The following is a 23,130-nucleotide window of genomic DNA, read 5'->3' as shown; positions in this document are numbered from 1 at the left end:
AATGACCGGCGCACAAGCCCTGCGCGCCCGCCGCGAGCAGCTGCTCGGCCGCAACATGTCGCTCTTCTATGACGACCCGGTGCATCTGGTCAGAGGCGAGGGCGTCTTTCTGTGGGATGCGGACGGGCGCAAATATCTCGATTGCTACAACAACGTGCCGCATGTCGGCCATTGCCATCCGCGGGTGGTCGAGGCGATCTGCCGGCAGGCCTCGACGCTCAATACCCACACACGCTACCTGCATGAAGGGATTCTTGACTATGTCGAGCGGCTGACGGCGACCTTCGACAGGAGCCTCGACACGGCCATCCTTACCTGCACCGGCAGCGAGGCCAACGACGTGGCCTTGCGCATGGCGCAGGCGGTGACCGGCAGGACGGGCGTCATCGCCACCGATTTCACCTATCATGGCAACACGACGGCGGTCTCGCAACTCTCGACGCGCATGCCGCCGGTCGGCGGCTACGGTGGCCACGTCCGCCATGTGCCGGCGCCGGATGCCTATCGTCCGCTCGGCGGGGAGGGCGGCAAGGCCTTTGCCGAGGCCTGGGCCGCTGCGGTGGAGGCGGCAATCGCCTCGCTGCAGGAAAGTCCCTTCGGCTTTTCCGCGCTGATCATCGATCCGTTCTTCGCCAATGAGGGTTTTCCGGACTTGCCGGAAGACTTCCTGGCGCCCGCCGTCGCGGCGGCAAGGAAGGCCGGGGGCCTTGTCATCTGCGACGAGGTGCAGCCCGGTTTCGGCCGCACCGGCACCCACCTTTGGGGGCACCAGAAGGCCGGCATCCTCCCTGATATCGTCACCCTCGGCAAGCCGATGGGCAATGGCCATCCGGTCGGTGGTGTCGTCGCCGCATCCGAAACGCTGAATGCGTTTCGAAAGGCGTTTCGCTACTTCAACACCTTTGGCGGCAATCCGGTATCCTGCGCTGCGGCGATGGCCGTGCTCGACGTGCTGGAGGAGGAGAAGCTGCAGGAGAACGCGCTTCATGTCGGCGCCTATGCCTGCGCGGGGTTGCAGAAGCTGGCGGACAAACACCCGCTGATCGGCAATGTGCGCGGCAGCGGCCTGTTCTTCGGGGCCGAACTGGTGCTCGACCGGCAGGAAAAGACGCCCGCCTCGGACATCGCCACGCGGGTCGTCAACGGCATGCGCGAGCGTGGTGTGCTGATGGGCAAGCTCGGCATCCACCAGAACGCCACAAAGATCCGCCCGCCCATGCCCTTCTCCCGGGAGAATGCCGATTTGATGCTGGCAGCGCTCGACGACGTGCTGGGTGGGCTGTGACGCGATGGACGACATGATCGCAACCCTGACGGCACGGGCGGCGAGCGCCATTGCGCATTGGAACCTGCCGGACCAGGTACCTGAATTGTTGAAATACCGCGAGAACGCGGTCTTCAAGGTCCGCCTGCGGGATGGTCGTCCGGCGGCCTTGCGGCTGCACCGCCCTGCTTATCATTCGCCCGTGGCGCTTGCCTCCGAACTGGCCTTCATGGCGCTGCTGCGTGAGAAAGGCATCGCCGTGCCGCTGCCGATCGCCGCGGCGGATGGCAGCCTGCTCGCCGTCCTGCCTTCTCCGGAGAGCTCTGCTCCGCACTATGCCGATCTGATTGGCTGGATGGAGGGCGAGCCGCTCGGCGATACCGGAGCTCCGCTTCCGCGTACCGGCCGCGACCTCCCGGCGCTCTTTCGCGTCATCGGGCAGGAAATGGCGCGCCTTCACGACGTAGCCGATGGTTTCGTGCAGGCGGCGGGATTTGAGCGCCCGGCCTGGGATGTCGAAGGGTTGCTGGGGCAGGCGCCCTTCTGGGGCCGGTTCTGGGATTGCCCGCTGCTTGCGCCGACGCAGCGGGATGACCTTGCGCGCCTGCGGGACCGTCTGCTGCCGCGGCTTTCGGCGCTGGCGCCAGGTCTGGACTACGGCCTGATCCATGCCGACCTCGTGCGCGAAAACGTCCTCGTGGCGGATGGCGCGGTCGCCTTCATCGACTTCGACGACTGCGGCTTCGGTTTCCGGCTGTTCGATCTGGCAACCGCGCTGCTGCGCAACAGGCACGAGCCGGACTACCCGCAGCTGCGCGGGGCCTTGCTGGAAGGCTATACTGCCGTCCGGCCGCAGGCGGAACCGGATTTCCAGCACCTGCCGCTGTTCCTGCTGCTGCGCGCGCTCACCTATGTCGGCTGGGCGGCCGCGCGACCGGAGCTTCCCGACAATCCCGCCCGTTTGCGGCGGTATCTCGGCGACATCGAAACGCTCGCGAAGGATCTTCGCGTTTGAAGAGCGCGTGCCCTCGCCGATCGATGCGATCAGCGGGATTGCCGTGAATGGAAAGGTCGCTGGCTTCAGTCGGCCTGCGGATTCGTGCGACAGCAAAAGCGTTGCTCCAACGTCCAGCCTCCTGTCCTTCTGGCACCACGAGCACCCGCGAGGTGAAATATGCGTGGGGGCGAATTCGGAATGGCCACCCTGCCTGGCGGATGTTTGCCGGGGTGCAGCTGCGACGTGCTCCTCCAAGACAGGCCAGAAACCCTGTTTCCCCGCGAATAGTTTTTCCTCTGAAATGACAAATGTCTAATATTTGCCTCGGATCGTGACATTTAATTCTGTATTTTTCATTCATTTTATAAGAAATTCTTTGAATCGTTATATCTGTACGAATATATCGACAATTGATATTGCGCAAAAGTATTCTTGAGTAAAATAGAAATATTTATTTCACTTTATTTTCAGGGGGGGCAATGCTAGTATTGCGGCACTGAATGGTATCGGAGGACATGTTCCTTGTCTGAGGTCGCCCCGGAACAACTGGCGCCGCAACAACCCGTATCTCGACGGCGACGGGAGCTTGTTACGTTCTTTGTCCTTGCTTTCGGCATCTGGCCGATCGTCGCTGTCGGTGTGGTCGGCGGTTATGGTTTCCTCGTCTGGATGTTTCAGATCCTCTACGGCCCGCCGGGTCCGCCCGGTCATTGAGGGACGGTCATGACGCAGCAAGTCCTTTCCAGGCGGATGTTTCTGAGCGGTGGCAGGCGCGCCGCGGTCGCCGGTATTCGCCCGCCCGGGATTGCGGAAGGCGGGCTTGCAGACTGCACGGGCTGCGGGCAATGCGTCGAACACTGTCCGACCGGCATTGTCGGTCTTGTCGATGGAGTGCCTCTTCTCGATTTTTCCGTGGCGGAATGCACTTTCTGCGGCGCCTGCGCGCAAAGCTGTCCCGAGCCGGTGTTCACCGATGGGCTTGCCGCCCGCTTCGATCATGCCGTTGCCATCGGGCCTTCCTGCCTGCCGTTCCAGGGGGTTGATTGCCAGGCCTGCCGTGACGCCTGTCCCACCGGCGCCATTCGCTTTCGGCCGGTGCGTGGCGGGCCGTTCGTGCCGGAGCTGACGGCCGAGGCCTGCACGGGCTGTGGCGCCTGCATTTCCGTCTGTCCCGTCGGCGCGGTTGCGACCGCGCCGCGAGGCGCGGAGGCCGCCCATGTCTGAACAGCGGCGCCATCATATCTCCAGCGCTGTGGTCGCCACGAAGCCGGGCGCGCTCGACAGCGTGTTGGCGACACTTGCGACCATCGACAATGTCGAGGTGCACGGTGCGGACAAAGGCAAGATCGTCGTCGTCATAGAGGGGCCGAACACCGGTGTGCTCGGGGATACGCTGACGCGCATCTCCGTCCTCGACGGCGTGATCGCGGCGAACATGGTTTTCGAGCATGTCGAATTGGAAGAGGACGAGGTGCATGGGCAGCGAACTGACGCGGCGTGACATCCTGAAGGCCCAGGCGGCGGGCGTTGCGGCGGCGGCGGCAGGCATCGCGCTGCCTGCCGCCGCCCAGCCGGTTCCGGGCGGGGTGAGCGCGCTGGAGATCAAATGGGACAAGGCGCCCTGCCGCTTCTGCGGCACCGGCTGCGGCGTCATGGTGGGCGTCAAGGAGGGCAAGGTCGTCGCCACGCACGGTGACATGCAGGCTGAGGTCAATCGCGGTCTCAACTGCATCAAGGGCTATTTCCTGTCGAAGATCATGTACGGTACGGACCGCCTGACAGCGCCGCTTCTGCGCAAGCGAAACGGCGTCTATGCCAAGGACGGCGAGTTCGAGCCGGTGACCTGGGAAGAGGCCTTTGACGTGATGGCCGACCAGGCCAAGAAGGTGCTGAAGGAAAAGGGGCCAACCGCTGTCGGCATGTTCGGTTCCGGTCAGTGGACGATCTTCGAGGGCTATGCCGCGACCAAGCTGATGCGCGCCGGCTTCCGCTCGAACAATCTCGACCCGAACGCCCGCCACTGCATGGCCTCTGCCGCCGTCGCCTTCATGCGCACCTTCGGCATGGACGAGCCGATGGGCTGCTACGACGACTTCGAGCATGCCGATGCCTTCGTGCTCTGGGGCTCGAATATGGCGGAGATGCACCCGATCCTGTGGACGCGCATCGCCGACCGGCGGCTTGGCAACGAGCATGTGCGCGTGGCCGTTTTGTCCACCTTCACCCATCGCAGCATGGACCTTGCCGACATCCCGATGGTCTTCAAGCCGGGCACGGACCTGGTGATCCTCAACTATATCGCCAACCACATCATCCAGTCCGGCCGGGTGAACGAGGATTTCGTACGCAACCACACGAAGTTCGTGCGCGGCGTCACCGATATCGGCTATGGCCTCAGGCCGGACGACCCGGTGGAGGTCAAGGCGGCCAATTCCGCCGATCCGGGCAAGACGGAACCGATGGACTACGAGGCCTTCAAGGCCTTCGTTGCCGAATACACGCTGGAAAAGGCGGTCGAGATGACCGGCGTCGAGGCTGGCTTCCTCAAGCAACTCGCCGAGCTCTATGCCGACCCGGGCCGCAAGGTCATGTCGCTCTGGACCATGGGCTTCAACCAGCATGTGCGCGGCGTCTGGGCGAACCAGATGGTCTATAACCTCCATCTTCTGACGGGCAAGATCTCCGAGCCCGGCAACAGTCCGTTCTCGCTGACCGGCCAGCCGTCGGCCTGCGGCACGGCGCGCGAGGTCGGAACCTTCGCCCACCGCCTGCCGGCCGACATGGTGGTGACGAACCCGGAACACCGCAAGCATGCGGAAGAAATCTGGCGCGTGCCGCACGGGCTCATCCCGGAAAAGCCCGGCTACCACGCCGTCCAGCAGGACCGCATGCTTCGCGACGGCAAGCTCAATTTCTACTGGGTGCAGGTCAACAACAACGTCCAGGCCGGTCCGAACACCTCGAACGAGACCTACAAGGGCTATCGCAACCCGGAGAACTTCATTGTCGTGTCGGATGCCTATCCGACGATCACGGCGATGAGCGCGGACCTCATCCTCCCAGCCGCCATGTGGGTGGAGAAGGAGGGCGCCTACGGGAATGCCGAGCGACGAACCCATGTCTGGCATCAGCTTGTGCAAGCGCCGGGCGAGGCGCGGTCCGATCTCTGGCAGATGGTCGAGTTCTCCAAGCGCTTCGCCACGGACGAGGTCTGGCCGGCGGAGATCCTGGCGGCCAACCCCGCCTACAAGGGCAAGACGCTCTACCAGGTGCTGTTTGCCGAGAGCGATGTGGCGAAGTTTCCCGTCAGCGAGATCAGTCCCGACCACGCCAACAACGAGGCGCAGCAGTTCGGCTTCTACCTGCAGAAAGGGCTGTTCGAGGAGTATGCTGCTTTCGGCCGCGGCCATGGCCACGATCTTGCGCCTTACGACACCTATCACGAGGTGCGCGGTCTGCGCTGGCCGGTGGTCGACGGCAAGGAGACGCTGTGGCGTTACCGTGAGGGTTACGATCCCTATGTGAAGGCCGGCGAAGGGGTGAAATTCTATGGCAACAAGGACGGCAAGGCGGCGATCATCGCCGTGCCCTACGAGCCGCCGGCCGAATCCCCCGACAACGAGTACGACACCTGGCTCGTCACGGGACGCGTGCTGGAGCATTGGCATTCCGGCTCGATGACCATGCGCGTGCCAGAGCTCTACAAGGCCTTCCCCGGCGCGCGCTGCTTCATGAATGCCGACGATGCGCGCAAGCGCGGCCTCAACCAGGGATCGGAAATCCGCATCATCTCCCGGCGCGGCGAGATCCGCTCGCGCGTCGAGACGCGCGGACGCAACCGCATGCCGCCGGGCGTGATCTTCGTGCCGTGGTTCGATGCCAGCCAGCTCATCAACAAGGTTACGCTCGACGCCACCGACCCCATCTCGAAACAGACGGATTTCAAGAAATGCGCAGTCAAGATCGAACCCGTCGCCTGACCCCGAGCCCCGGATGGATTTTCGCCGCGATCGGCGTTGCGGTGCTTGCCACCGGGGCCATGGCGCAGATGGTGCCGCAGCTTTCCGGCCCGCAGGGGGACGCGATGCAGACCCTGCCGGCCGATCCCCTGCCGAAATGGATCGTCGACGATATCAGGCGCATGCGCGCCTACCCGGAACAGCCGCCGGTCATCCCGCACTCGATCGACGGCTACCAGTTGTCGGTCAATGCCAACCGCTGTCTTTCCTGCCACAAGCGTGAATTCTCGCAGGATGCCGGCGCGCCCATGATCAGCATCACCCACTACATGACGCGCGAGGGCCAGATGCTCGCGGACGTCTCGCCGCGGCGCTACTTCTGCACCGCCTGCCATGTGCCGCAGGCCGACAGGAAGCCGCTCGTCGAGAACACGTTCAAGGACATGAGCGAGATGGGTGTCACAAAGGCGGGAAGCGAGTGATGGTGGCGCGCATCAAGGCACTGATCGCCTGGGTCTGGACCATGCTTACCACGCCCGCGGCAACGCTCAGCCTCGCCTTCCTGACGCTTGGCGGCTTTGTCGGCGGGGTCATGTTCTGGGGTGCCTTCAACACGGCGCTGGAGCTGACGAACACGGAGACATTCTGCACCTCGTGCCATGAGATGCGGGACAACGTCTATCAGGAACTAACCAATACGGTGCATTTCACCAACCGCTCCGGCGTGCGTGCCTCCTGTCCGGATTGCCATGTGCCGCATGAGTGGACCGACAAGATCGCCCGCAAGATGCAGGCATCGAAGGAGGTCTGGGGCAAGATCTTCGGCACGATCAACACGCGCGAGAAATTCCTCGACAAGCGGCTGGAGCTTGCCCAGCACGAATGGGCGCGGCTGAAGGCGAATGACAGTCTGGAATGCCGCAACTGCCATTCGTCCGTGGCGATGGATTTCACCAAGCAGACCCAGCGTGCGGCGGACATCCATGCCAAGTTCCTCCTGCCCGGCAAGGCGACCTGCATCGACTGCCACAAGGGTATCGCTCACGAACTGCCCAACATGGAAGGCGTCGATCCCGGCTGGAAGATGCCGCGCGAGCTGGAGGGCAAGGAGCGTCCCACGGCATCCAACGGCGCGATCGAGGACTTGCGCAAGGCGGTGGCAAGCGCGCATGGGGCAATGACGTTCTAATTGCGGGACTTGAGCGCTACGGCTGCTTCCGCGCCAGCGTGTCCGTCAGGCGGTTGCGGCCGACGCGGATAACCGTTTCCATGGCACGCCGGGCGCCGTCTTCGTCGCGCCGGCGAATTTCCTCGACGATACGCATATGGCTCGCGGCGACGTCGCCGATCTTGATTTGGTCGGCGGCGGGCGAAGAGAGCTTGAAGATGCCGGCCAGCGCTGCCTCGATGAGGCTGCCCACCGTACGCATGAAAGGATTGCGCGCGGCGTCGATCACGCTGAGATGGAAACGAAGATCGGCGAGCGCCAGGGTTTCCGGTGTGTGGGCCGGATCGCCCATGGCGACGGCAAGCAGCATCATCTGGTTGATGTCGGTCTCGCTCGCGTGGCGGGCGGCGAGGGCGGCGGCCTGTGGCTCGAAACCGAGGCGGATCTCGCTGAGGTGAACGAGGAACTGCTCGTCCACACCGACGGCGAAGTGCCAGGTAAGAATGTCGCTGTCGAAGAGGTTCCACTGGGTCTTTGCCGTGACGCGCGTGCCGATGCGGGCGCGGGGAACGACGAGCCCCTTGGCTGCCAGCGTCTTCATCGCTTCGCGAAGCACCGTGCGCGAGACGCCGAAGCGGGCCTCGAGTTCCGCGTCGCCCGGCAGCGTGGCGCCAACTGCAAATTCGCCGGCGACGATCGCCCTGCCGAGTTCACCCACGACCTGCGAGTGGCTGGTGCTGGCCACGGGTCCGTTCATCATCGTTTCGAGCAGGCCCTTCTTGCGCACCGGTTCATCTCCGCCTAGCCGTCGGGGTTTCGGATACGGGCGAAGGCGGCAGGATGCGTTTCAGGCATGTCGCCTCCGCCGATCCGCCACGAGGATCAGGCCCTTCTGGAGCAGGATGAAGGCGAACAGCAACAGGCCGATCAGGATCTTCGTCCACCAGCTCGACAGCGATCCATCGAAGGTAATGTAGGTTTGGATGAGGCCCTGAATGAGGATGCCGACCAATGTGCCGGCGACGAAGCCGGAGCCGCCGGTCAGCAGTGTGCCGCCGATCACGACCGCGGCGATCGCGTCGAGCTCCACGCCGACGGTGGCAAGCGAATAACCGGCAGAGGTGTAGAGCGAGAAGACGATGCCGGAAAGCCCTGCAAGAAAACCGGAAAGGGCATAGATCATCACTGTCGTGCGCCCGATCGGCACGCCCATCAGCCGTGCCGTCGCCGTGCTGCCGCCGAGCGCGTAGATGTTGGCGCCGAAGCGGGTGCGGTGGGCGATCAGAATGCCGGCAGCGAAGACGAGGAGCATCAGCCCGCCGATGAGGGTGATGCGCCCGCCACCGGGCAGCTTGTAGTAGACGCTCTTCAGGGTAGCGTAGAAGGGGTGCTTGATCGGGATGGAATCGATCGACAGCACGAAGGCCATGCCGCGCGCCAGGAACATGCCGGCGAGCGTGACGATGAAGGGCGGCATTTCGAGGTGATGGATGATCGCACCCATCAAAGCGCCAAAGGCGGTGGTGATGAGAAGCGCCAGCACGAAGGCGGCAAGCGGATGGATCGCCGTCGATTGCAACAGCACGGCGAGAAGCACGCCCGTGAAGGCGATGATCGCACCGATCGATAGATCGATGCCGCCCGACAGGATCACGAAGGTCATTCCGACCGCCGCGATTCCGAGGAAGGCATTGTCGGTCAGGAGGTTGCCGATCACCCGCGTCGACAGCATGTTGGGGTACTGCGCGAAGCAGACGGCATAGGCGATGAGGAAGATCGCAATCGTAGCGGTGAGGGGAAGATAACGCGGGTTCATTTCGTCTCCTCGCCGGTCTTGCTTGCCGCCGCCTGCGCGCGGGAGAGGAAGACGAAGGCCGACTGTGCGCGCGGCGACTGGATGACGAGGATCAGAACGATGATCGCCGCTTTGATGATCAGGTTGAACTCGGGCGGGAAGCCGGACAAGAGGATGCCGGTGTTGATCGACTGGATGATGAGGGCGCCGAGCAGCGAGGCGGCGATGGAGAAGCGCCCGCCGAGCAGCGAGGTGCCGCCGACGACGACCGCGAGGATCGCGTCGAGCTCCAGCCAGAGGCCGGCATTGTTGGCATCCGCGCCACGGATATCGGCGGCGGCGATGATGCCGGCGAGGGCGGCGCAGAGGCCCGAGAGCACATAGGCGGCGATCAGCAGCACGCCGGTGGAGACGCCCGAGAGCGTGGAGGCGCGCCGGTTGACGCCGAGCGCCTCGATGAGCATGCCGAGCGCCGTGCGGCGCACGAGCATGGCCACGGCAAGGCCGAAGACGAGCCAGATGAGGATCGGCATGGGCAGGCCGAGAAACGAGCCGCTGCCGATGAAGATGAGACCGGCATCGTTGAAGGTGAGGATCGCCCCTTCGGTGATGAGCTGGGCGATGCCGCGTCCGGCGACCATCAGCACCAGGGTCGCGATGATCGGCTGAATATCGAGCACGGCAACGAGGACGCCGTTCCACAGGCCGCAGAGAAGTCCTGTGCCGATGGTGATGGTGAGCGTCGCCACCAGCCCGTAACCTTCCGTGATGCAGGCGGCGGCCACTGCCCCACAGATCGCCATGATGGCGCCGACCGACAGGTCGATGCCCTTGGTGGCGATGACGATAGTCATGCCGATCGCCAGCAGCGCCACCGGCGTGCCGCGGTTGAGGATGTCGATGACGCTGCCATAGAGACGGCCGTTCTGCATTTCGAGGCGAAAGAAACCCGGAAAGGCGATCGACACCATCAGGAGGATGATGGCGAGCGCTGCGATCTGCGGAAAGAGCCTGATGGCGTAGGTTTTTACGGTCGCGTTCATGCGTCGGTCCTGCAGGTGGAGGTAGCGATCGCCTCGACGATGCCGTCCGTGGTGACCGCGCTGCCGGTGAGTTCGGCGACATGCGCCCGGTCGCGCAGCACGATGACGCGGCTGGAATAGGCGACCAGCTCTTCGAGTTCGGAGGAGATGACGATCAGCGACATGCCTTTCTCGCAGAGGGATTCGATGAGCCGGATGATCTCCGCATGCGCGCCGACATCGATGCCGCGCGTCGGCTCGTCGAGGATGAGGAAGTCCGGGTTGGTGGCGAGCCAGCGGGCGAGGATCGCCTTCTGCTGGTTGCCGCCGGAAAGCAGCTTGATCGGCTTCTCTCGATCGCTCGTGCGGATGTCGAGCGCCTTGATGTAGTGGTCCGCCAGCCGGTCCTGTTCGCCACGGCTGATCGGCCGCGCCCAGCCGCGGCGGGCCTGGAGGGCGAGTGCGATGTTCTCGCGCACGGAGAGGTCGCCGATGATGCCGTCGATCTTGCGGTCTTCCGGGCAGAAGCCGAATTTCTCGCGGATGGCGGCGCGGGGGGATGAGAGGTCGAGTGCCCGGCCGTCGCCCTCCGCCGTGCCGCTGTCGGCGCGCTCGGCGCCGAAGAGGATCTCGGCGGTTTCCGTGCGGCCGGAGCCGAGCAGGCCGGCAATGCCGACGACCTCGCCGGCGCCGACATCGAGGTCGAACGGCTGGATATGGCCCTTGCGGCCGAAATTGCGGAAGCGGAAGCGGACCGCGCGGGCCTCGGCCTTTGCGCCATGTTCAGCCGAAACTTCCTGCACCAGTTCGCGGCCGAGCATCATGGCGATCAGGTCGCGGCGCGGCAGGTCTGCCGTCTCGCGTGTGCCGACGCGTTGGCCGTTGCGCAGCACGGTGATGCGGTCGGAAATCTCGTAGACCTGCTCGAGGAAGTGGGTGATGAAGACGATGCCGAGGCCGCGCGCCTTCAACCGACGCACAATGCCAAACAGCATCGCCACTTCGTGCGTGTCGAGGCTGGCGGTTGGCTCGTCGAGGATCAGCACCTTGCCCGACAGGTCGACTGCGCGGGCGATGGCGACGACCTGCTGTACCGCGACGGAATAGGCAGCAAGCTCGGCGGTGACGTCGATGTCGAGATCGTATTCGGCAAGCAGCGCTCTCGCCCGGCGGTTCATCTCGCGGGTGTCGATAAGACCGAAACGTCTTGGCTGACGACCGAGGAAAAGGTTCTCGGCGACTGTCAGGTTCGAAAGCAGGTTCACTTCCTGGTAGACGGTGCCGATGCCGAGGTTCTGGGCCTCCAGCGTGCTTTGCGGATCAACGTCGGCGCCATCGACGAGGATGTGTCCGCCATCCCGGCGATAGGCGCCGGTGAGGCACTTGACGAGCGTCGACTTGCCGGCGCCGTTTTCGCCGAGCAGCGCATGCACCTCGCCGCGCCGCAGAGAGAAATCGACGCGGCTCAGTGCCTTGGCGCCTGGGAAGATCTTGTCGATCCCCGCCGCCGAGAGAATGTAGGAACTGGCAGGCTGCATGATCCCGACCCGGATGTGGATGGCCGCCCGCCGCCTCCAGGAGAGGCGGCGGGCCTGGCAGTGCGCCGCGCCGGCCGGTGGCCGGATGCGGGGCTCCAGAGAGAGATCAGTAGCCGAGGCCCTTCTTCTCCTCATAGACCTTCGCCGGATCGTCAGCTTGCGTATAGAGCTTCGATTCCGTCTGGATCCACTTCGGCGGTGCCTTGCCGTCCTTGCGGAAGGCATCAAGCGCGTCGAAGGCGGGGCCTGCCATGTTCGGCGTCAGCTCGACCGTGGCATTGGCTTCGCCGGCGGCCATCGCCTGGAAGATGTCGGGTACGGCGTCGATCGAGACGACGAGGATGTCCGTGCCCGGCTTCAGGCCGGCTTCCTTGATCGCCTGGATCGCGCCGACGGCCATGTCGTCGTTGTGGGCGTAGAGCGCGCAGATGTTCTTGCCGCCGTCTTCCGCCTTCAGGAAGCTTTCCATGACTTCCTTGCCCTTGGTGCGGGTGAAGTCGCCGGTCTGACTGCGAATGATCTTCAGGTTGTCCTTGCCGGCCAGCGCCTCCTCAAAGCCCTTCTTGCGGTCGATGGCCGGCGAGGAACCGGTCGTGCCCTGGAGTTCGACGACATTGCACGGCTTGCCGGCGACGGTGTCGACCAGCCATTTGCCGGCGACATTGCCCTCGTGCACGAGGTCGGAGGTGACGGCTGTCAGGTACAGGTCCTCAGAGGCATCGACCGTGCGATCGAGCAGGATGACCGGGATTTCCGCATCCTTGGCTTCCTGCAGCACCTCGTCCCAGCCGGTTGCCACGACCGGGGCGACGAGAATGGCATCGACACCCTGCGCAATGAAGGAGCGCAGCGCCTTGATCTGGTTTTCCTGCTTCTGCTGCGCATCGGCGAATTTCAGGTCGATGCCGCGCTGCTCGGCCTGCTGCTTGGTGAGCGTCGTCTCGGCGGCGCGCCAGCCGGACTCGGACCCGATCTGCGAAAAGCCCACGGTCAGCTCGGCGGCGGATGCGGCGCTGAACATCGAGGCAGCAAGGATCGTGGCACTCGCGAGTGCGATTTTGAATTTCATGATGTCCTCCCAAAGAAAGCTGCTCCTCAGCAGCGCGGGTAAAACATCATATTGTATTACTATTGTAAACCATCAAATTTGCGGGGCCGCGATTTTCCTTGCCCGAAAGGGCCAGTGGGTGCCAACCGCGGGGTGGCTTTGGTGAGGTGTTTCAAGGCGTTGCCGGCTGGTGCGAGAAATCGCCGGCTCAGCCGTAAAATCGCTGCGCGTATGGGGATCGAACGTCGAGGCCGCTTGTGGATCCGTCTTGTCGAGCAAGAGGGAGGGGAGGGCAGGGCGGCGGATTGGCGATAGCCGTGCCGTGGAGGTCCAATCCGCAATTGGAACCTGCTGTCGGCGTTGCGCATGCCGCAAGAAAAATTCGACGTGGATTTGCCTCGCATGGGCGCAGCGGCAAGGGAGGCGCCGCCGTCAGGGTAAGGCGAAACACCGAGGCCGTTAAGGTGGTGACGGCTCCTACCGGCTGGAGCCTTCCAGCGTTTCGCTGACGCGCTCCCAGGCCTTCTTCAGGTGGCGTCCGAGAACTTCGGACAAGCGGCCGGCATCGCGCGCTTCCAGCGCTGCCACCATTTCCTCGTGTTCGCCGACCGCGGCAGCCCACTTCTCCGGACCTTCATGGCCGACGAAGCGGATGCGCTTCAGCCGGGTCTGCAGCATGCCGTGCACCTCCGCGAGGGCGGCATTGCCGGAAATGGCAACGATGCGCGTGTGGATCGCCTGGTTGAGCTTGTAATATTCCAGGCGGTCTCCTGCCTTGTAATGCCGGACCATGTCATCGTGCAGACGGCGGATTTCCGCGATCTCCTCGTCGCGCGCGCTCGCGCAGGCAAGCCTGCCGGCCAGCTCCTCCAGCGTGGCGAGGACCGACAGCATGTCCTTGACGTCCTTCGCCCCGAAACGCTTCACGACCGCGCCGCGGCTGGGAACGAGTTCGACCAGACCTTCGCTCGCAAGATATTTGATGGCCTCGCGCAAGGGCGTCCGCGAGACGCCGAGCATCTGGCCGAGCTGACCTTCGTTGAGGCGCGTTCCGGGGGAGAGGTGCCCTTCGATGATCATGTCGCGCAGACGGCTGACGAGCGTGTCGTGCAGGGCCGTGCGGCGGATCGGTTCCGGCAGGCTGCCTTCCGGGAGCCCCAAGCTTCTGATCTCATCCATGTCTTTGATCTTGCGTCTTTCAAGTCCAGCCCGAGGGCGCCGGCCGCGTTGGCGATTTGGTGCGAGCATGAAGAGCCCGGGCGGTGGCGTCAATAAAAAATGCTGCATACAGAATACAAAAGACTTGATGCAGCATTTTTGATGCCGTATGAAGGCTGCATACAGAATGCAGCGGAGGAGTTTCATCATGACCGAGAGCGCAAAAGACGCGCGCCCCGTTATCGCGCTCGCCATGGGCGATCCGGCCGGTATCAGCCCGGAGCTGACCGCCCGCATCATCGCGCTCGACGATGTCAAGGCCGCGGCCCATCTCGTGGTCATTGGCGATCGCCGTATTCTCGATGAGGGCGCCAAGGCGGCTGGCATCGATCTCGACCTGGAAACCGCAACGCTCGAGACCTTCGGTGCGGCGAGCGGCGAGCGCCATGTCTTCATCGATCTTGCTCATCTCGACCCGGCGGATGTGGTGCGCGGCGAGGCGACGCTTGCCGGCGGCACCTTTGCCACCGCCAATTTCCGCACAGCGTTGCAGCTTGCCGACCAGGGCAAGGCTGGTGCCGTCTGCTTCACGCCCTTCAACAAGAAGGCCATGCGCTACGCCTATCCGGGTTATGACGACGAGATCCGCTTCGTCGCCGACGTCATCGGCTTCACCGGAAAGGTCCGCGAATTCAACGTGCTGGAAAAGGTCTGGAATGCGCGTGTCACCTCGCACATTCCGCTGAAGGACGTGGCGGCGGCGCTTTCGCTCGAGGCGATCCTCGCCGAGATCGAGCTGACCAGCAATTGCTTGAAGAATGCGGGCTACGACAATCCGAAGATCGCGGTCGCCGGCCTCAATCCGCATGCGGGCGACGGCGGTTCCTTCGGCATGGAGGAGATCGACATCATCGAGCCCGCGGTCGCCGCGGCGAAGGCGCGGGGCTTCGATGTCGAGGGTCCGTTCCCGGCCGATACCGTCTTCCTGCGCGCCCTGAAAGACGGCTTCCAGGCGGTCATGACCATGTATCACGACCAGGGCCAGATCGCGATGAAGCTCATGGGCTTCGACAAGGGCGTCACCATGATGGGTGGCCTGCCGTTCCCGCTCTGCACGCCGGCCCACGGCACGGCCTACGATATCGCCGGAAGGGGCATTGCCGATGTCGGGGCGAGCCGCGAGGCGCTGCTTCTGGCCGCGCGCATGGCGAGAAAGGCCGCCGCGCTTTCGGCGGCCGCCTGATCGATCGAAATTTTGAGGTATACCGGCACGGAGGAGGTTCGTGCCGGGATCATCCCAACGGAGGAGCAAGATGAAAAAGTCCCTTACCATTGCCTGCATCGTCGCGGCTGCATCGGGGGTCGCGCTGCCGGCCTTTGCCTTTGAGCCGGAGCGCCCCGTCGAATTCGTCGTCACGGCCGGCCCCGGCGGCGGCACCGATATCTTCGCCCGCACCATCCAGTCGATCATCGCCAAGTACGAGCTGATGAAGGCGCCGGTGGTGGTGACGAACAAGGGCAGTGCCGGTGGTGCTGAAGGCTTCGTCTATGCCGCGACGGCAAAGGGCGACGCCCACAAGCTGACCTTCGGCACGAACAATGCCTATCTGCTGCCCGTGCGCGCCAAGGTGCCCTACACCGCAGCCGACCTGACGCCGGTCGCCGCGCTCGCTTCCGACGAATTCGTGCTCTGGGTCAACGGCAAGTCCGACATCAAGACGGCTGCCGACTTCGTCGAGAAAGCCAAGGCGGCGCCGGGCACGCTCAAGGTTGCCGGCAGCCAGTCCAAGGATGTCGACCAGATCCTCACCTCCATGATCAACGAGGCGACCGGCTCCGATATCGGCTACGTTCCCTTCAAGAGCGGCGGGGAGGCGGCCGTTCAGCTCGCCGGCGATCACGTCGCGGCGAATGTCAACAATCCGAGCGAGAATCTCGGCCAGTGGCAGGCCGGCATGGTCAAGCCGGTCTGCGTCTTCAAATCGGAAAAGCTGAAGAGCGATGCGAAGGTGGCCGGCGACCAGGGCTGGGCCGACATCCCGACCTGCAAGGACAGCGGCATCGCCATCGACAACTACGCCATGCCCCGCACCGTGTGGCTTGCCGCCGGCGTCGAGTCCGATGTCGTCAGCTTTTATGCGGATGTCCTGAAGAAGGTGTCCGAGACGCCGGAATGGCAGAAATATCTTGCCGACACCTCGCAGTCCGGCACCTATATGAGCGGCGCGGAGTTTGCGGACTTCATCAAGAAGGACGAGGCCACCGTCAGCGCCGTTCTGAAACGCGAAGGCTGGCTTGCGAACTGAACCTCCCAAGGTTCCGCGCGGATGCCGACACGGCATCCGCAACCCCTTTCGGAAAGGTCTGATCCATGCGTGAGAACAGCGCGAATGGGCTTTCCCGTTTCGCCATGGAAACGGGCGTCGCACTCCTGACAGGCGCCTTCGGCATCGCCGTCGCCTACGGCTCGATCGAGGCCGGCGCGGGCTGGACGGAGATGGGGCCGGATGCCGGCTATTTCCCCTTCTATATCGGTCTCCTGATCGTCTTCGGCAGCGCGATGAACCTTGCCTATGCTGTCGTCAAGCATCGCGGCAGCGGCGAGATCTTCGTCGACATGGCGCGCTTCAAGGTCGTGCTCGGCTTCCTGCTGCCGCTTGTTGCCTTCGCCGCGGTCGCCACCTTCCTCGGCCTCTATGTCGGCACGGCGCTCTACATCGCCGGCACGATGACCTTCCAGGGCAGATACAAGTGGTGGGCGAGCCTTGCCGCGGGCGTCGGCGTCGCCCTCTTCTTCTTCGTCATTTTCGAGATCGGCTTCAAGGTTCCGCTCCTGAAGGGTCCGGTCGAGGCCTTCTTCGGGATCTACTGATCCGCGCGAAGGCGCCGGTCTTCGGAGGAAAGACATGGAAAATATCGGTCTTCTCATGGATGGCTTCGGCCATATCCTGAGCTTCAACCACATCCTGCTCATGATGCTTGGCGTTACGCTCGGCATTCTGGTTGGCGTGCTGCCCGGCCTCGGCGCGCCGAACGGCGTGTCGCTGCTCCTGCCGCTCACCTTCTCGATGGATCCCATCTCGGCCATCATCCTGCTCTCGTGCATGTATTGGGGGGCGCTCTTCGGCGGTTCCACCACCTCCATCCTCTTCAACATTCCCGGCGAACCCTCCTCCGTCGCCACCACCTTCGACGGCTATCCGATGGCCAAGAAGGGCGAGGCAAGCCGCGCGCTGACGCTTGCCTTCGTTTCGGCCGGCCTCGGCGCGCTTGCCGGCGTCGTGATGATCACGCTGCTCTCCGGCTGGGTTGCCAATTTCGCGCTGCGCTTCTCATCGCCGGAATATTTCGCCGTCTATTTCCTCGCCTTTGCGAGCTTCATCTCGATGGGCGCCCAGTCGCCGTTCAAGACGCTCGTCTCCATGATGATCGGCTTCGCGCTCGCCTCCGTCGGTATGGATACGATTTCGGGCAACCTGCGCCTGACCTTCGACATTCCCGAACTCATCAAGGGCGTCTCGTTCCTGATCGCCGTCATGGGCCTATTCGGCATCGGCGAGCTGCTGCTGACGACGGAGGAGGGGCTGCGCTTCGAGGGTATCAAGGCCCGCGTCAAGCTCGGCGAGATCGGCCGCACGCTGGTCGAGATGCCGCGCTACTGGTTCACCATCGCCCGCTCCACGCTGATCGGCATCTGGATGGGCATCACGCCCGCCGGGCCGACGGCCGCCTCCTTCATGAGCTACGGCGTCGCCCGCCGTTCGGCCCGCGACAAGTCGCAGTTCGGCAAGGGGGATCCGCGTGGCATCGTGGCGCCGGAGACGGCCGACCATTCCGCCGGCACCTCCGCCCTCCTGCCGATGCTGGCGCTCGGCGTGCCGGGCTCGGCCACCGCGGCCGTCATGATGGGCGGCCTGATGATCTGGGGCCTCACGCCCGGCCCGACGCTCTTCACCGACCGGCCGGATTTCGTCTGGGGCCTGATCGCCTCCATGTATCTTGGCAACATCGTCGCCGTAGTGCTGGTGATCGCCACCGTGCCGCTCTATGCGTCGATCCTGCGCGTGCCCTTCGCCATCATCGGGCCGATCATCGTCGCGATCATCCTGTCCGGCGCCTACCAGGTCGGCAACGCCGTCAGCGACATGTGGCTGGTGCTTCTCTTCGGCCTCGTCGGCTATGTCTTCAAGAAGCTCGACTACCCGCTGGCCCCGCTGGTTCTTGCCATGGTGCTCGGCGACAAGGCGGAGGATGCCTTTCGGCAGTCCATGCTCCTGTCCGGCGGCCAGCTTTCGGTCTTCTGGTCGAACGGGCTGGTGACGACGCTGATGCTGATCGGTCTTGCGCTGCTCTTCTCGCCGCTCGTCTTCTGGCTCCTCGGCGTCTCGCGTCGGCGGCGGTTCGGCGTTCCTAAATCCTCGCAGGGCGGCACGCCGACGGTCTGATCCGCCGGTGCCCCACCCATTCCCCATCAGGAGTTTGCCATGACCGTTCCTGCGCCCGCATGGACCCGTGAAACCTGGCCGATCGCGGCCGCGATGATCCAGTATCCGGACCTTCTGGCGGACGGCCGCTCGGTGCAGGACCAGTCCGTCGAGGAATGGGCCGAAACGCTCGATGACGTCGTCGATGCCGGCTTCACCGAGCTCGACCCAACAGACAGCTGGCTGCGCCTTGCCGACCTTTCGCCGGCACGGCTCGACACGTTCATGACGCTGGTGGGTTCGCTCGGCCTGACGATCCCGGCAATTTCCACGTCCCGCCGCAGCGTCATCGATCCGATCCACGGCGATGCCCATCTCGCCTATGGCCACCGTGTCATCGACACGGCAAAGGCGATCGGCGCGTCCGCCGTCTCCTTCGGCCTCTTCGAGCCGCTGACGGCTGAGCAGAAGAAGGCGCTCTGGTTCTGGACGGTCGACGGCCCGCGCAATCCCGATGATCCGGCCGTCTGGCAGAAGGCCGTCGAGCGCATCCGCGCACTTGGCCGCCATGCCGAGGAACTCGGCATCGAGGTGGCGCTGGAAATGTACGAGGACACCTATCTCGGAACCGCCGAGAGCAGCGTGCGCTTCGTCGAGACGGTCGGCCTGCCGAATGTCGGCATCAACGCGGATCTCGGCAACCTCATCCGCCTGCACCGTCCCGTCGAGCACTGGCAGGAGATGATGGCGAAGGTCGCGCCCTTCGCGAAGTACTGGCACGTCAAGAACTATACGCGCACGGAGGATCCGGGAACGGGGGCGATCATCACCCACCCCGCACCGCTGGAGAGCGGCATCATCAACTACCGCGCTGCCATCCGCATGGCGCTTGCGCACGGTTTCCGCAGCGCCTTCCTCTGCGAGCACTACGGCGGCGATGGCCTTTCGGTCTCGGCTGCCAACCGCGACTACCTGCGGCGCATCCTGCCGCGCCGCTGACAAGACGATCCAGCAAGACGAGGACGATCACCATCACCATGACCACCATCTTCGATGCACCGGAGAATTTCGCGGCCACCGCACTCGCCGGTTTTGCCGATCTCTACAGCCGTCATGTGCGCCTCGTGCGCGGCGGCGTGGTACGTGCGACGCAGGTATCGCAGGGCAAGGTTTCGGTCGTTGTTGGCGGCGGCTCGGGGCACTATCCGGCCTTTGCCGGCTATGTCGGCCCGGGTTTGGCGGACGCGGCGGTTGCCGGCGACGTCTTCGCCTCGCCCTCGACGGCGGCGGTCGCGCGCGTCTGCCGGCAGGCCCATCACGGTGGCGGCATCCTGCTCGGCTTCGGCAACTATGCCGGCGACGTGCTGAACTTCGGCGTTGCTGCCGAACGCCTCAGGTCCGAGGGCATCGACGTGCGCATCGTTCCCGTCACCGATGATGTGGCGAGCGCGCCGTCCGAGGCGCATGAAAAGCGCCGTGGCATTGCGGGCGATCTTGCCGTGTTCAAGGTCGCGGGGGCGGCGGCGGAAGCCGGGCTTTCCCTCGACGAGGTGGAGCGCATCACGCGCCATGCCAACGATCGAACCGTCTCCTTCGGCGTCGCTTTCGATGGTTGTACCTTGCCCGGTGCGGGCGGTCCGCTCTTCACCGTGCCGAAGGGCCGCATGGCGCTCGGCCTCGGCATTCACGGCGAGCCCGGCATCCGCGAAGAGGCCATCGTGCCGGCCGGGGATATCGCGGCGTTGCTCGTCGAAAGGCTTCTTGCCGAACGCCCGCAGGGCGTTATGCGCGTCGCCACGGTGCTGAACGGTCTCGGCGCCACGAAATACGAGGAGCTCTTCGTCCTCTGGACCCGGATTTCCAAGCTGTTGAAGGAGGCGGGGCTGGAGATCGTGGCGCCCGAGACGGGTGAATACGTTACCAGTCTCGACATGCAGGGATGTTCGCTGACGCTGATGTGGCTGGACGCGGAGTTGGAAACCTACTGGACTGCGGCCTGCGATGCACCGGTCCTCCGGCGCGGCAACGGTATTCGCACGGAGCCCGCCACCGACGCTATCGTCAATGACGATGCCGTGCCGACTTTCGGCCCGTCCTCGGCCGCTTCGCGCGAGGCTGCGGCCTGTGTCGCAAGGCTTCTCGGCCTCGCCGCGAAAGGCTTGAAGGATGCGGAAGAGGAGTTGGGTCGCATCGATGCGCAGGCCGGTGACGGCGACCATGGGCAAGGCATGCGCCGCGGCTCCGCTGCCGCCGAGGACGCCGTCGGACAGGCGCTTGCTGCCGGTGCGGGTGCTGCGAGCACACTTGCTGTTGCCGGTGACGCCTGGGCGGACCGGGCGGGCGGCACGTCGGGCGCCATATGGGGCCTTTTGCTTCGCGCCTGGAGCAATGCGCTTTCCGACGATGCTGCTCTCGACGATGCCGCCGTGGTAAAAGGGGCGCGCCTTGCGCTTGATGCCGTGACGCGGCTTGGCCGTGCTCGTGTCGGCGACAAGACCCTCGTCGATGCCCTGGTGCCTTTCGTCGAGACGCTGGAAGCGTCGTTTGCTGCCGGAAAGTCGCTGAAAACCGCCTGGATCGACGCGGCATCTGCGGCGACGGCAGCGGCCGGCGCCACCGCCGCGCTGACGCCCAAACTCGGTCGTGCTCGCCCGCTCGCTGAACGCAGCATCGGTCATCCGGATGCCGGCGCGGTCTCGCTGGCACTGGTCGCACGGATCATCGGCGAGGCTATCTGACCGGCCGGCAGAGCCATCCCGAAGGGGCGGGGTCATTTCACCGCTCTGCCCCTTCGGACTCCCTTGCTGCCGATGGCGTCAGGCCCTCAAGGCGGCTGCCGGGCTGAGGCGGAGCGCGGAGAGTGCCGGCACGATCGAGACCAGCACGGCGACGACCATAAACCAGATTGCCAGTGAAAGATCCGCCCTGGCGAATTCCACGGGCATGTGGACGGCTGTTGCGGCGGCGAGGGTGGCGGAAACGGCCTGCGCGGCGCCGTAGCCGATGGTGATGCCGAGGGCACAACCGGCGAGGAGCAGCAGGAACAGTTCCCCCCAGACGATCGCGAAGACCGCCCGTCGTGGCGCGCCGAAGGCCCTCAGCGCGCCGATCTGCCGCCGGCGGGCGCCGACATGCATGATCGTGACGAGCAGGATGGCGGCGACGACGATGGCCTGCGTGCCGATGGCGATCGCAAGCAGCAGGCTGCGCGCATCGCCCAGCGTCGCATAGAGGCGGGTCAACACCTCGGCGGGGAACACGGCGAGCGTCGTCTCGCTGCGATATTCCTGGCGCAGGCGATAGGCATCGCCCATGGTCTTCGGCTTGACGAGGACGGCTGGAATGGCGGGTGTCCCGGCGCCAAACTCCTCGTCAAGCGCCGCGTCGGCCTCGACATGGATTTCGTGGTCGTGATCCTCTGCAACAGAACCTTCCGCTTCCTCGCCGGTGTGGCCGTGGTCGTTCTCCCTTCCCACACCGTGCAGCTGCCAGACGGCTTGGATCGGCACGAGGATCGCGCGGTCCCAGGCAGTGCCGGTTGGCGCCATGCGGCCCCGTATCTTGTAGGCGATCTCGACATGGGTATGGCCGCCGGTATCGGCGGCCCCATGCATCGGCTTGATCTCTGCACCGAGTCGCATCGGTACGTCGGCGCCGACCACCGCCTCGCCAAGGCGGGTGAAGACCGAGCCCTCTGCAAGTGTCGGCGACAGGGCGGCAACCAGCGCCGTCGTCGTACCGACGACCGGCCGGCCATCCGCGGAATCGCCGAAGCCGACGGGGGCGGCAAAGGAGACGCGCGGATCACGCGCGAGTTTCTCCAGCACCGCGCCAGACATCAGCGGCAAGGGGGATGGCTGGAGAAAGACGGCCGACAAGGCGAGCTGCGTCTCGCTGCCGGCGGCGCCGACGACGAGGTCGAACTTTTCCGCCGCCCGCGCGCTGCCCAGCCGCACGGCCCGTTCCTGCAGGGTGACGGCAACGCTGAGGGCGATGGAAAGGGCGACCAGCATGATGACGGCGAACGCGCCGCCCTTGAACCGGCGAAGGTCGGCGAGGATGAAGCCGATCATGCCGCTTCCGCCTTGCCGGCAGCTTCGAGGATGCGGCCACCGTCAAGGACGATGTGCTGGCCGATGCGCTCCACCAGGGCCGGGTCATGGGTCACGACGAGCAGCGTGGCACCTTCTGAGCGGGCGAGCTGGACGATGAGGTCGGCCACCTCGCCGCCGGTGCGCCGGTCGAGGCTGGCCGTCGGCTCGTCGGCCACGATCACGCCGGGCTTCGACAGCAGTGCTCGGGCCACCGCCACGCGCTGCATCTCGCCGCGCGACAGCGTTTCGATAGGTTGACCCGGGCGGGCGATGCCGGTCATTTCGAGGAGATGAAGGGCCCGCTCGCGATCAGTCGGCTTCAGGCGCCGGGCAAGCCGTATCGGCAGCACGACATTCTCGTAGGCCGAAAGGCCGGGAAAAAGGTGGAAATCCTGCATCACGAGGCCGATATTGGCAGCGCGGAAGGCATCACACCGACCTGTGGACAGGCGGCTGATCTCCATCTCTCCCCAGCGGACACAGCCCTTCGTCGCGGGCTCCAGCCCGGTGACAACATTGACCAGCGTGCTCTTGCCCGACCCTGAAGCGCCGGTGATCGCGAGCCCGCCGCCGGCGGGAAGGTGCAGCTTTTCGATGGCGAGTACCGGCGTAGCCAGGCCGGGAAAGCGCATCTCCAGGTCGGCAATATCGAGCGCGAGCATC

The 23,130-nt window shown here is 64.8% G+C and carries 22 protein-coding genes; 14 read left to right on the top strand and 8 right to left on the bottom strand.

Features of this window, described 5'->3' with window-relative positions; translation table 11 throughout:
• The first annotated feature begins 1 nt into the window (after position 1).
• The 8 genes from AKG11_RS23340 (at position 2) to AKG11_RS23310 (ending at position 7,409) form a co-directional block, all read left to right on the top strand.
• The gene (locus tag AKG11_RS23340) at positions 2 to 1,285 is read left to right on the top strand and encodes an aspartate aminotransferase family protein (protein WP_050745633.1); all 1,284 of its coding nucleotides are present in this window, start codon (positions 2 to 4) and stop codon (positions 1,283 to 1,285) included.
• Positions 1,286 to 1,289: 4 nt separating this feature from the next.
• Entirely contained in the window at positions 1,290 to 2,279 is a 990-nt protein-coding gene (locus AKG11_RS23335) for a phosphotransferase enzyme family protein (RefSeq protein ID WP_050745632.1), read from the top strand.
• Between the two features lie 504 nt (positions 2,280 to 2,783).
• On the top strand, positions 2,784 to 2,975 hold the full coding sequence (gene napE / locus AKG11_RS33780; RefSeq protein WP_082342609.1) for a periplasmic nitrate reductase, NapE protein: 192 nt from the start codon (positions 2,784 to 2,786) through the stop codon (positions 2,973 to 2,975).
• Between the two features lie 9 nt (positions 2,976 to 2,984).
• On the top strand, positions 2,985 to 3,485 hold the full coding sequence (gene napF, locus AKG11_RS23330; RefSeq protein ID WP_050745631.1) for a ferredoxin-type protein NapF: 501 nt from the start codon (positions 2,985 to 2,987) through the stop codon (positions 3,483 to 3,485).
• Positions 3,478 to 3,762 carry a chaperone NapD gene (locus AKG11_RS23325; protein ID WP_050745630.1) on the top strand — a complete coding sequence of 95 codons (285 nt, stop codon included), beginning with the start codon at positions 3,478 to 3,480 and terminating at the stop codon, positions 3,760 to 3,762. Before napF ends, AKG11_RS23325 begins: the two co-directional genes overlap by 8 nt.
• Complete coding sequence (gene napA, locus AKG11_RS23320) at positions 3,737 to 6,241, top strand: periplasmic nitrate reductase subunit alpha (protein ID WP_050745629.1); 2,505 nt, start codon at positions 3,737 to 3,739, stop codon at positions 6,239 to 6,241. The genes AKG11_RS23325 and napA overlap by 26 nt, the downstream gene beginning before the upstream one ends.
• On the top strand, positions 6,211 to 6,702 hold the full coding sequence (locus AKG11_RS23315; protein ID WP_023514111.1) for a nitrate reductase cytochrome c-type subunit: 492 nt from the start codon (positions 6,211 to 6,213) through the stop codon (positions 6,700 to 6,702). The genes napA and AKG11_RS23315 overlap by 31 nt, the downstream gene beginning before the upstream one ends.
• A 2-nt stretch (positions 6,703 to 6,704) precedes the next feature.
• Entirely contained in the window at positions 6,705 to 7,409 is a 705-nt protein-coding gene (locus tag AKG11_RS23310; RefSeq protein WP_278025897.1) for a cytochrome c3 family protein, read from the top strand.
• Between the two features lie 16 nt (positions 7,410 to 7,425).
• Here AKG11_RS23310 and AKG11_RS23305 read toward each other — a convergent pair whose 3' ends face one another.
• From AKG11_RS23305 to AKG11_RS23280, 6 genes are all read right to left on the bottom strand, one after another.
• Positions 7,426 to 8,148 carry a FadR/GntR family transcriptional regulator gene (locus AKG11_RS23305; protein WP_037406640.1) on the bottom strand — a complete coding sequence of 241 codons (723 nt, stop codon included), beginning with the start codon at positions 8,146 to 8,148 and terminating at the stop codon, positions 7,426 to 7,428.
• Positions 8,149 to 8,235: 87 nt separating this feature from the next.
• A complete protein-coding gene (gene yjfF / locus AKG11_RS23300) occupies positions 8,236 to 9,204 on the bottom strand; it encodes a galactofuranose ABC transporter, permease protein YjfF (RefSeq protein WP_050745628.1) in 969 nt (322 codons plus the stop codon).
• On the bottom strand, positions 9,201 to 10,226 hold the full coding sequence (locus AKG11_RS23295; protein WP_050745627.1) for an ABC transporter permease: 1,026 nt from the start codon (positions 10,224 to 10,226) through the stop codon (positions 9,201 to 9,203). Before AKG11_RS23295 ends, yjfF begins: the two co-directional genes overlap by 4 nt.
• Positions 10,223 to 11,743, bottom strand: a complete 1,521-nt coding sequence (gene ytfR, locus AKG11_RS23290) for a galactofuranose ABC transporter, ATP-binding protein YtfR (protein WP_050745626.1) — start codon at positions 11,741 to 11,743, stop codon at positions 10,223 to 10,225. Before ytfR ends, AKG11_RS23295 begins: the two co-directional genes overlap by 4 nt.
• Positions 11,744 to 11,849: 106 nt before the next feature.
• Positions 11,850 to 12,812, bottom strand: a complete 963-nt coding sequence (gene ytfQ / locus AKG11_RS23285; protein ID WP_050745625.1) for a galactofuranose ABC transporter, galactofuranose-binding protein YtfQ — start codon at positions 12,810 to 12,812, stop codon at positions 11,850 to 11,852.
• A gap of 456 nt (positions 12,813 to 13,268) precedes the next feature.
• Positions 13,269 to 13,970, bottom strand: a complete 702-nt coding sequence (locus tag AKG11_RS23280) for a GntR family transcriptional regulator (protein ID WP_050745624.1) — start codon at positions 13,968 to 13,970, stop codon at positions 13,269 to 13,271.
• Positions 13,971 to 14,157: 187 nt separating this feature from the next.
• On the opposite strand from AKG11_RS23280, the gene AKG11_RS23275 reads away from it, so the two are divergent.
• The 6 genes from AKG11_RS23275 to AKG11_RS23250 all read left to right on the top strand — a co-directional run bounded on the left by AKG11_RS23275 (position 14,158) and on the right by AKG11_RS23250 (position 21,111).
• Positions 14,158 to 15,192 carry a 4-hydroxythreonine-4-phosphate dehydrogenase PdxA gene (locus AKG11_RS23275; RefSeq protein ID WP_050745623.1) on the top strand — a complete coding sequence of 345 codons (1,035 nt, stop codon included), beginning with the start codon at positions 14,158 to 14,160 and terminating at the stop codon, positions 15,190 to 15,192.
• A 70-nt stretch (positions 15,193 to 15,262) separates the two neighbouring features.
• Positions 15,263 to 16,255 (top strand): Bug family tripartite tricarboxylate transporter substrate binding protein, encoded by a 993-nt coding sequence (locus tag AKG11_RS23270; RefSeq protein WP_023515995.1) that lies wholly within the window; start codon positions 15,263 to 15,265, stop codon positions 16,253 to 16,255.
• Between the two features lie 65 nt (positions 16,256 to 16,320).
• Positions 16,321 to 16,821, top strand: coding sequence for a tripartite tricarboxylate transporter TctB family protein (locus tag AKG11_RS23265; protein ID WP_050745622.1), 501 nt, complete (start codon positions 16,321 to 16,323; stop codon positions 16,819 to 16,821).
• 34 nt (positions 16,822 to 16,855) lie between these two features.
• The gene (locus tag AKG11_RS23260; RefSeq protein ID WP_050745621.1) at positions 16,856 to 18,394 is read left to right on the top strand and encodes a tripartite tricarboxylate transporter permease; all 1,539 of its coding nucleotides are present in this window, start codon (positions 16,856 to 16,858) and stop codon (positions 18,392 to 18,394) included.
• Positions 18,395 to 18,433: 39 nt separating this feature from the next.
• Positions 18,434 to 19,372 carry a sugar phosphate isomerase/epimerase family protein gene (locus tag AKG11_RS23255; RefSeq protein WP_050745620.1) on the top strand — a complete coding sequence of 313 codons (939 nt, stop codon included), beginning with the start codon at positions 18,434 to 18,436 and terminating at the stop codon, positions 19,370 to 19,372.
• Positions 19,373 to 19,410: 38 nt separating this feature from the next.
• Positions 19,411 to 21,111, top strand: a complete 1,701-nt coding sequence (locus AKG11_RS23250) for a dihydroxyacetone kinase family protein (RefSeq protein ID WP_050745619.1) — start codon at positions 19,411 to 19,413, stop codon at positions 21,109 to 21,111.
• Between the two features lie 78 nt (positions 21,112 to 21,189).
• On the opposite strand, the gene AKG11_RS23245 is transcribed toward AKG11_RS23250, so the two are convergent.
• Positions 21,190 to 22,446: an FtsX-like permease family protein gene (locus AKG11_RS23245; RefSeq protein ID WP_050745618.1), complete on the bottom strand. Its 1,257-nt coding sequence runs from the start codon at positions 22,444 to 22,446 to the stop codon at positions 21,190 to 21,192.
• Complete coding sequence (locus tag AKG11_RS23240; protein ID WP_050745617.1) at positions 22,443 to 23,129, bottom strand: ABC transporter ATP-binding protein; 687 nt, start codon at positions 23,127 to 23,129, stop codon at positions 22,443 to 22,445. Before AKG11_RS23240 ends, AKG11_RS23245 begins: the two co-directional genes overlap by 4 nt.
• Position 23,130: the final 1 nt, after the last annotated feature.

Origin of the sequence: Shinella sp. SUS2, from assembly GCF_001262505.1 — a bacterium.
Taxonomy (GTDB): Bacteria; Pseudomonadota; Alphaproteobacteria; order Rhizobiales; family Rhizobiaceae; genus Shinella.
Note: the sequence above shows the minus strand (reverse complement) of the source record. Positions and strands in the feature narration are given on the sequence as shown.

Coding starts and splice junctions, on each gene's coding strand:
- AKG11_RS23340 (WP_050745633.1), top strand. CDS start 2: ATGACCGGCGCACAAGCCCTGCGCGCCCGCCGCGAGCAGCTGCTCGGC.
- AKG11_RS23335 (WP_050745632.1), top strand. CDS start 1,290: ATGGACGACATGATCGCAACCCTGACGGCACGGGCGGCGAGCGCCATT.
- napF (WP_050745631.1), top strand. CDS start 2,985: ATGACGCAGCAAGTCCTTTCCAGGCGGATGTTTCTGAGCGGTGGCAGG.
- AKG11_RS23325 (WP_050745630.1), top strand. CDS start 3,478: ATGTCTGAACAGCGGCGCCATCATATCTCCAGCGCTGTGGTCGCCACG.
- napA (WP_050745629.1), top strand. CDS start 3,737: ATGGGCAGCGAACTGACGCGGCGTGACATCCTGAAGGCCCAGGCGGCG.
- AKG11_RS23315 (WP_023514111.1), top strand. CDS start 6,211: ATGCGCAGTCAAGATCGAACCCGTCGCCTGACCCCGAGCCCCGGATGG.
- AKG11_RS23305 (WP_037406640.1), bottom strand. CDS start 8,148: ATGATGAACGGACCCGTGGCCAGCACCAGCCACTCGCAGGTCGTGGGT.
- yjfF (WP_050745628.1), bottom strand. CDS start 9,204: ATGAACCCGCGTTATCTTCCCCTCACCGCTACGATTGCGATCTTCCTC.
- AKG11_RS23295 (WP_050745627.1), bottom strand. CDS start 10,226: ATGAACGCGACCGTAAAAACCTACGCCATCAGGCTCTTTCCGCAGATC.
- ytfR (WP_050745626.1), bottom strand. CDS start 11,743: ATGCAGCCTGCCAGTTCCTACATTCTCTCGGCGGCGGGGATCGACAAG.
- ytfQ (WP_050745625.1), bottom strand. CDS start 12,812: ATGAAATTCAAAATCGCACTCGCGAGTGCCACGATCCTTGCTGCCTCG.
- AKG11_RS23280 (WP_050745624.1), bottom strand. CDS start 13,970: ATGGATGAGATCAGAAGCTTGGGGCTCCCGGAAGGCAGCCTGCCGGAA.
- AKG11_RS23275 (WP_050745623.1), top strand. CDS start 14,158: ATGACCGAGAGCGCAAAAGACGCGCGCCCCGTTATCGCGCTCGCCATG.
- AKG11_RS23270 (WP_023515995.1), top strand. CDS start 15,263: ATGAAAAAGTCCCTTACCATTGCCTGCATCGTCGCGGCTGCATCGGGG.
- AKG11_RS23265 (WP_050745622.1), top strand. CDS start 16,321: ATGCGTGAGAACAGCGCGAATGGGCTTTCCCGTTTCGCCATGGAAACG.
- AKG11_RS23260 (WP_050745621.1), top strand. CDS start 16,856: ATGGAAAATATCGGTCTTCTCATGGATGGCTTCGGCCATATCCTGAGC.
- AKG11_RS23255 (WP_050745620.1), top strand. CDS start 18,434: ATGACCGTTCCTGCGCCCGCATGGACCCGTGAAACCTGGCCGATCGCG.
- AKG11_RS23250 (WP_050745619.1), top strand. CDS start 19,411: ATGACCACCATCTTCGATGCACCGGAGAATTTCGCGGCCACCGCACTC.
- AKG11_RS23245 (WP_050745618.1), bottom strand. CDS start 22,446: ATGATCGGCTTCATCCTCGCCGACCTTCGCCGGTTCAAGGGCGGCGCG.
- AKG11_RS23240 (WP_050745617.1), bottom strand. CDS start 23,129: ATGCTCGCGCTCGATATTGCCGACCTGGAGATGCGCTTTCCCGGCCTG.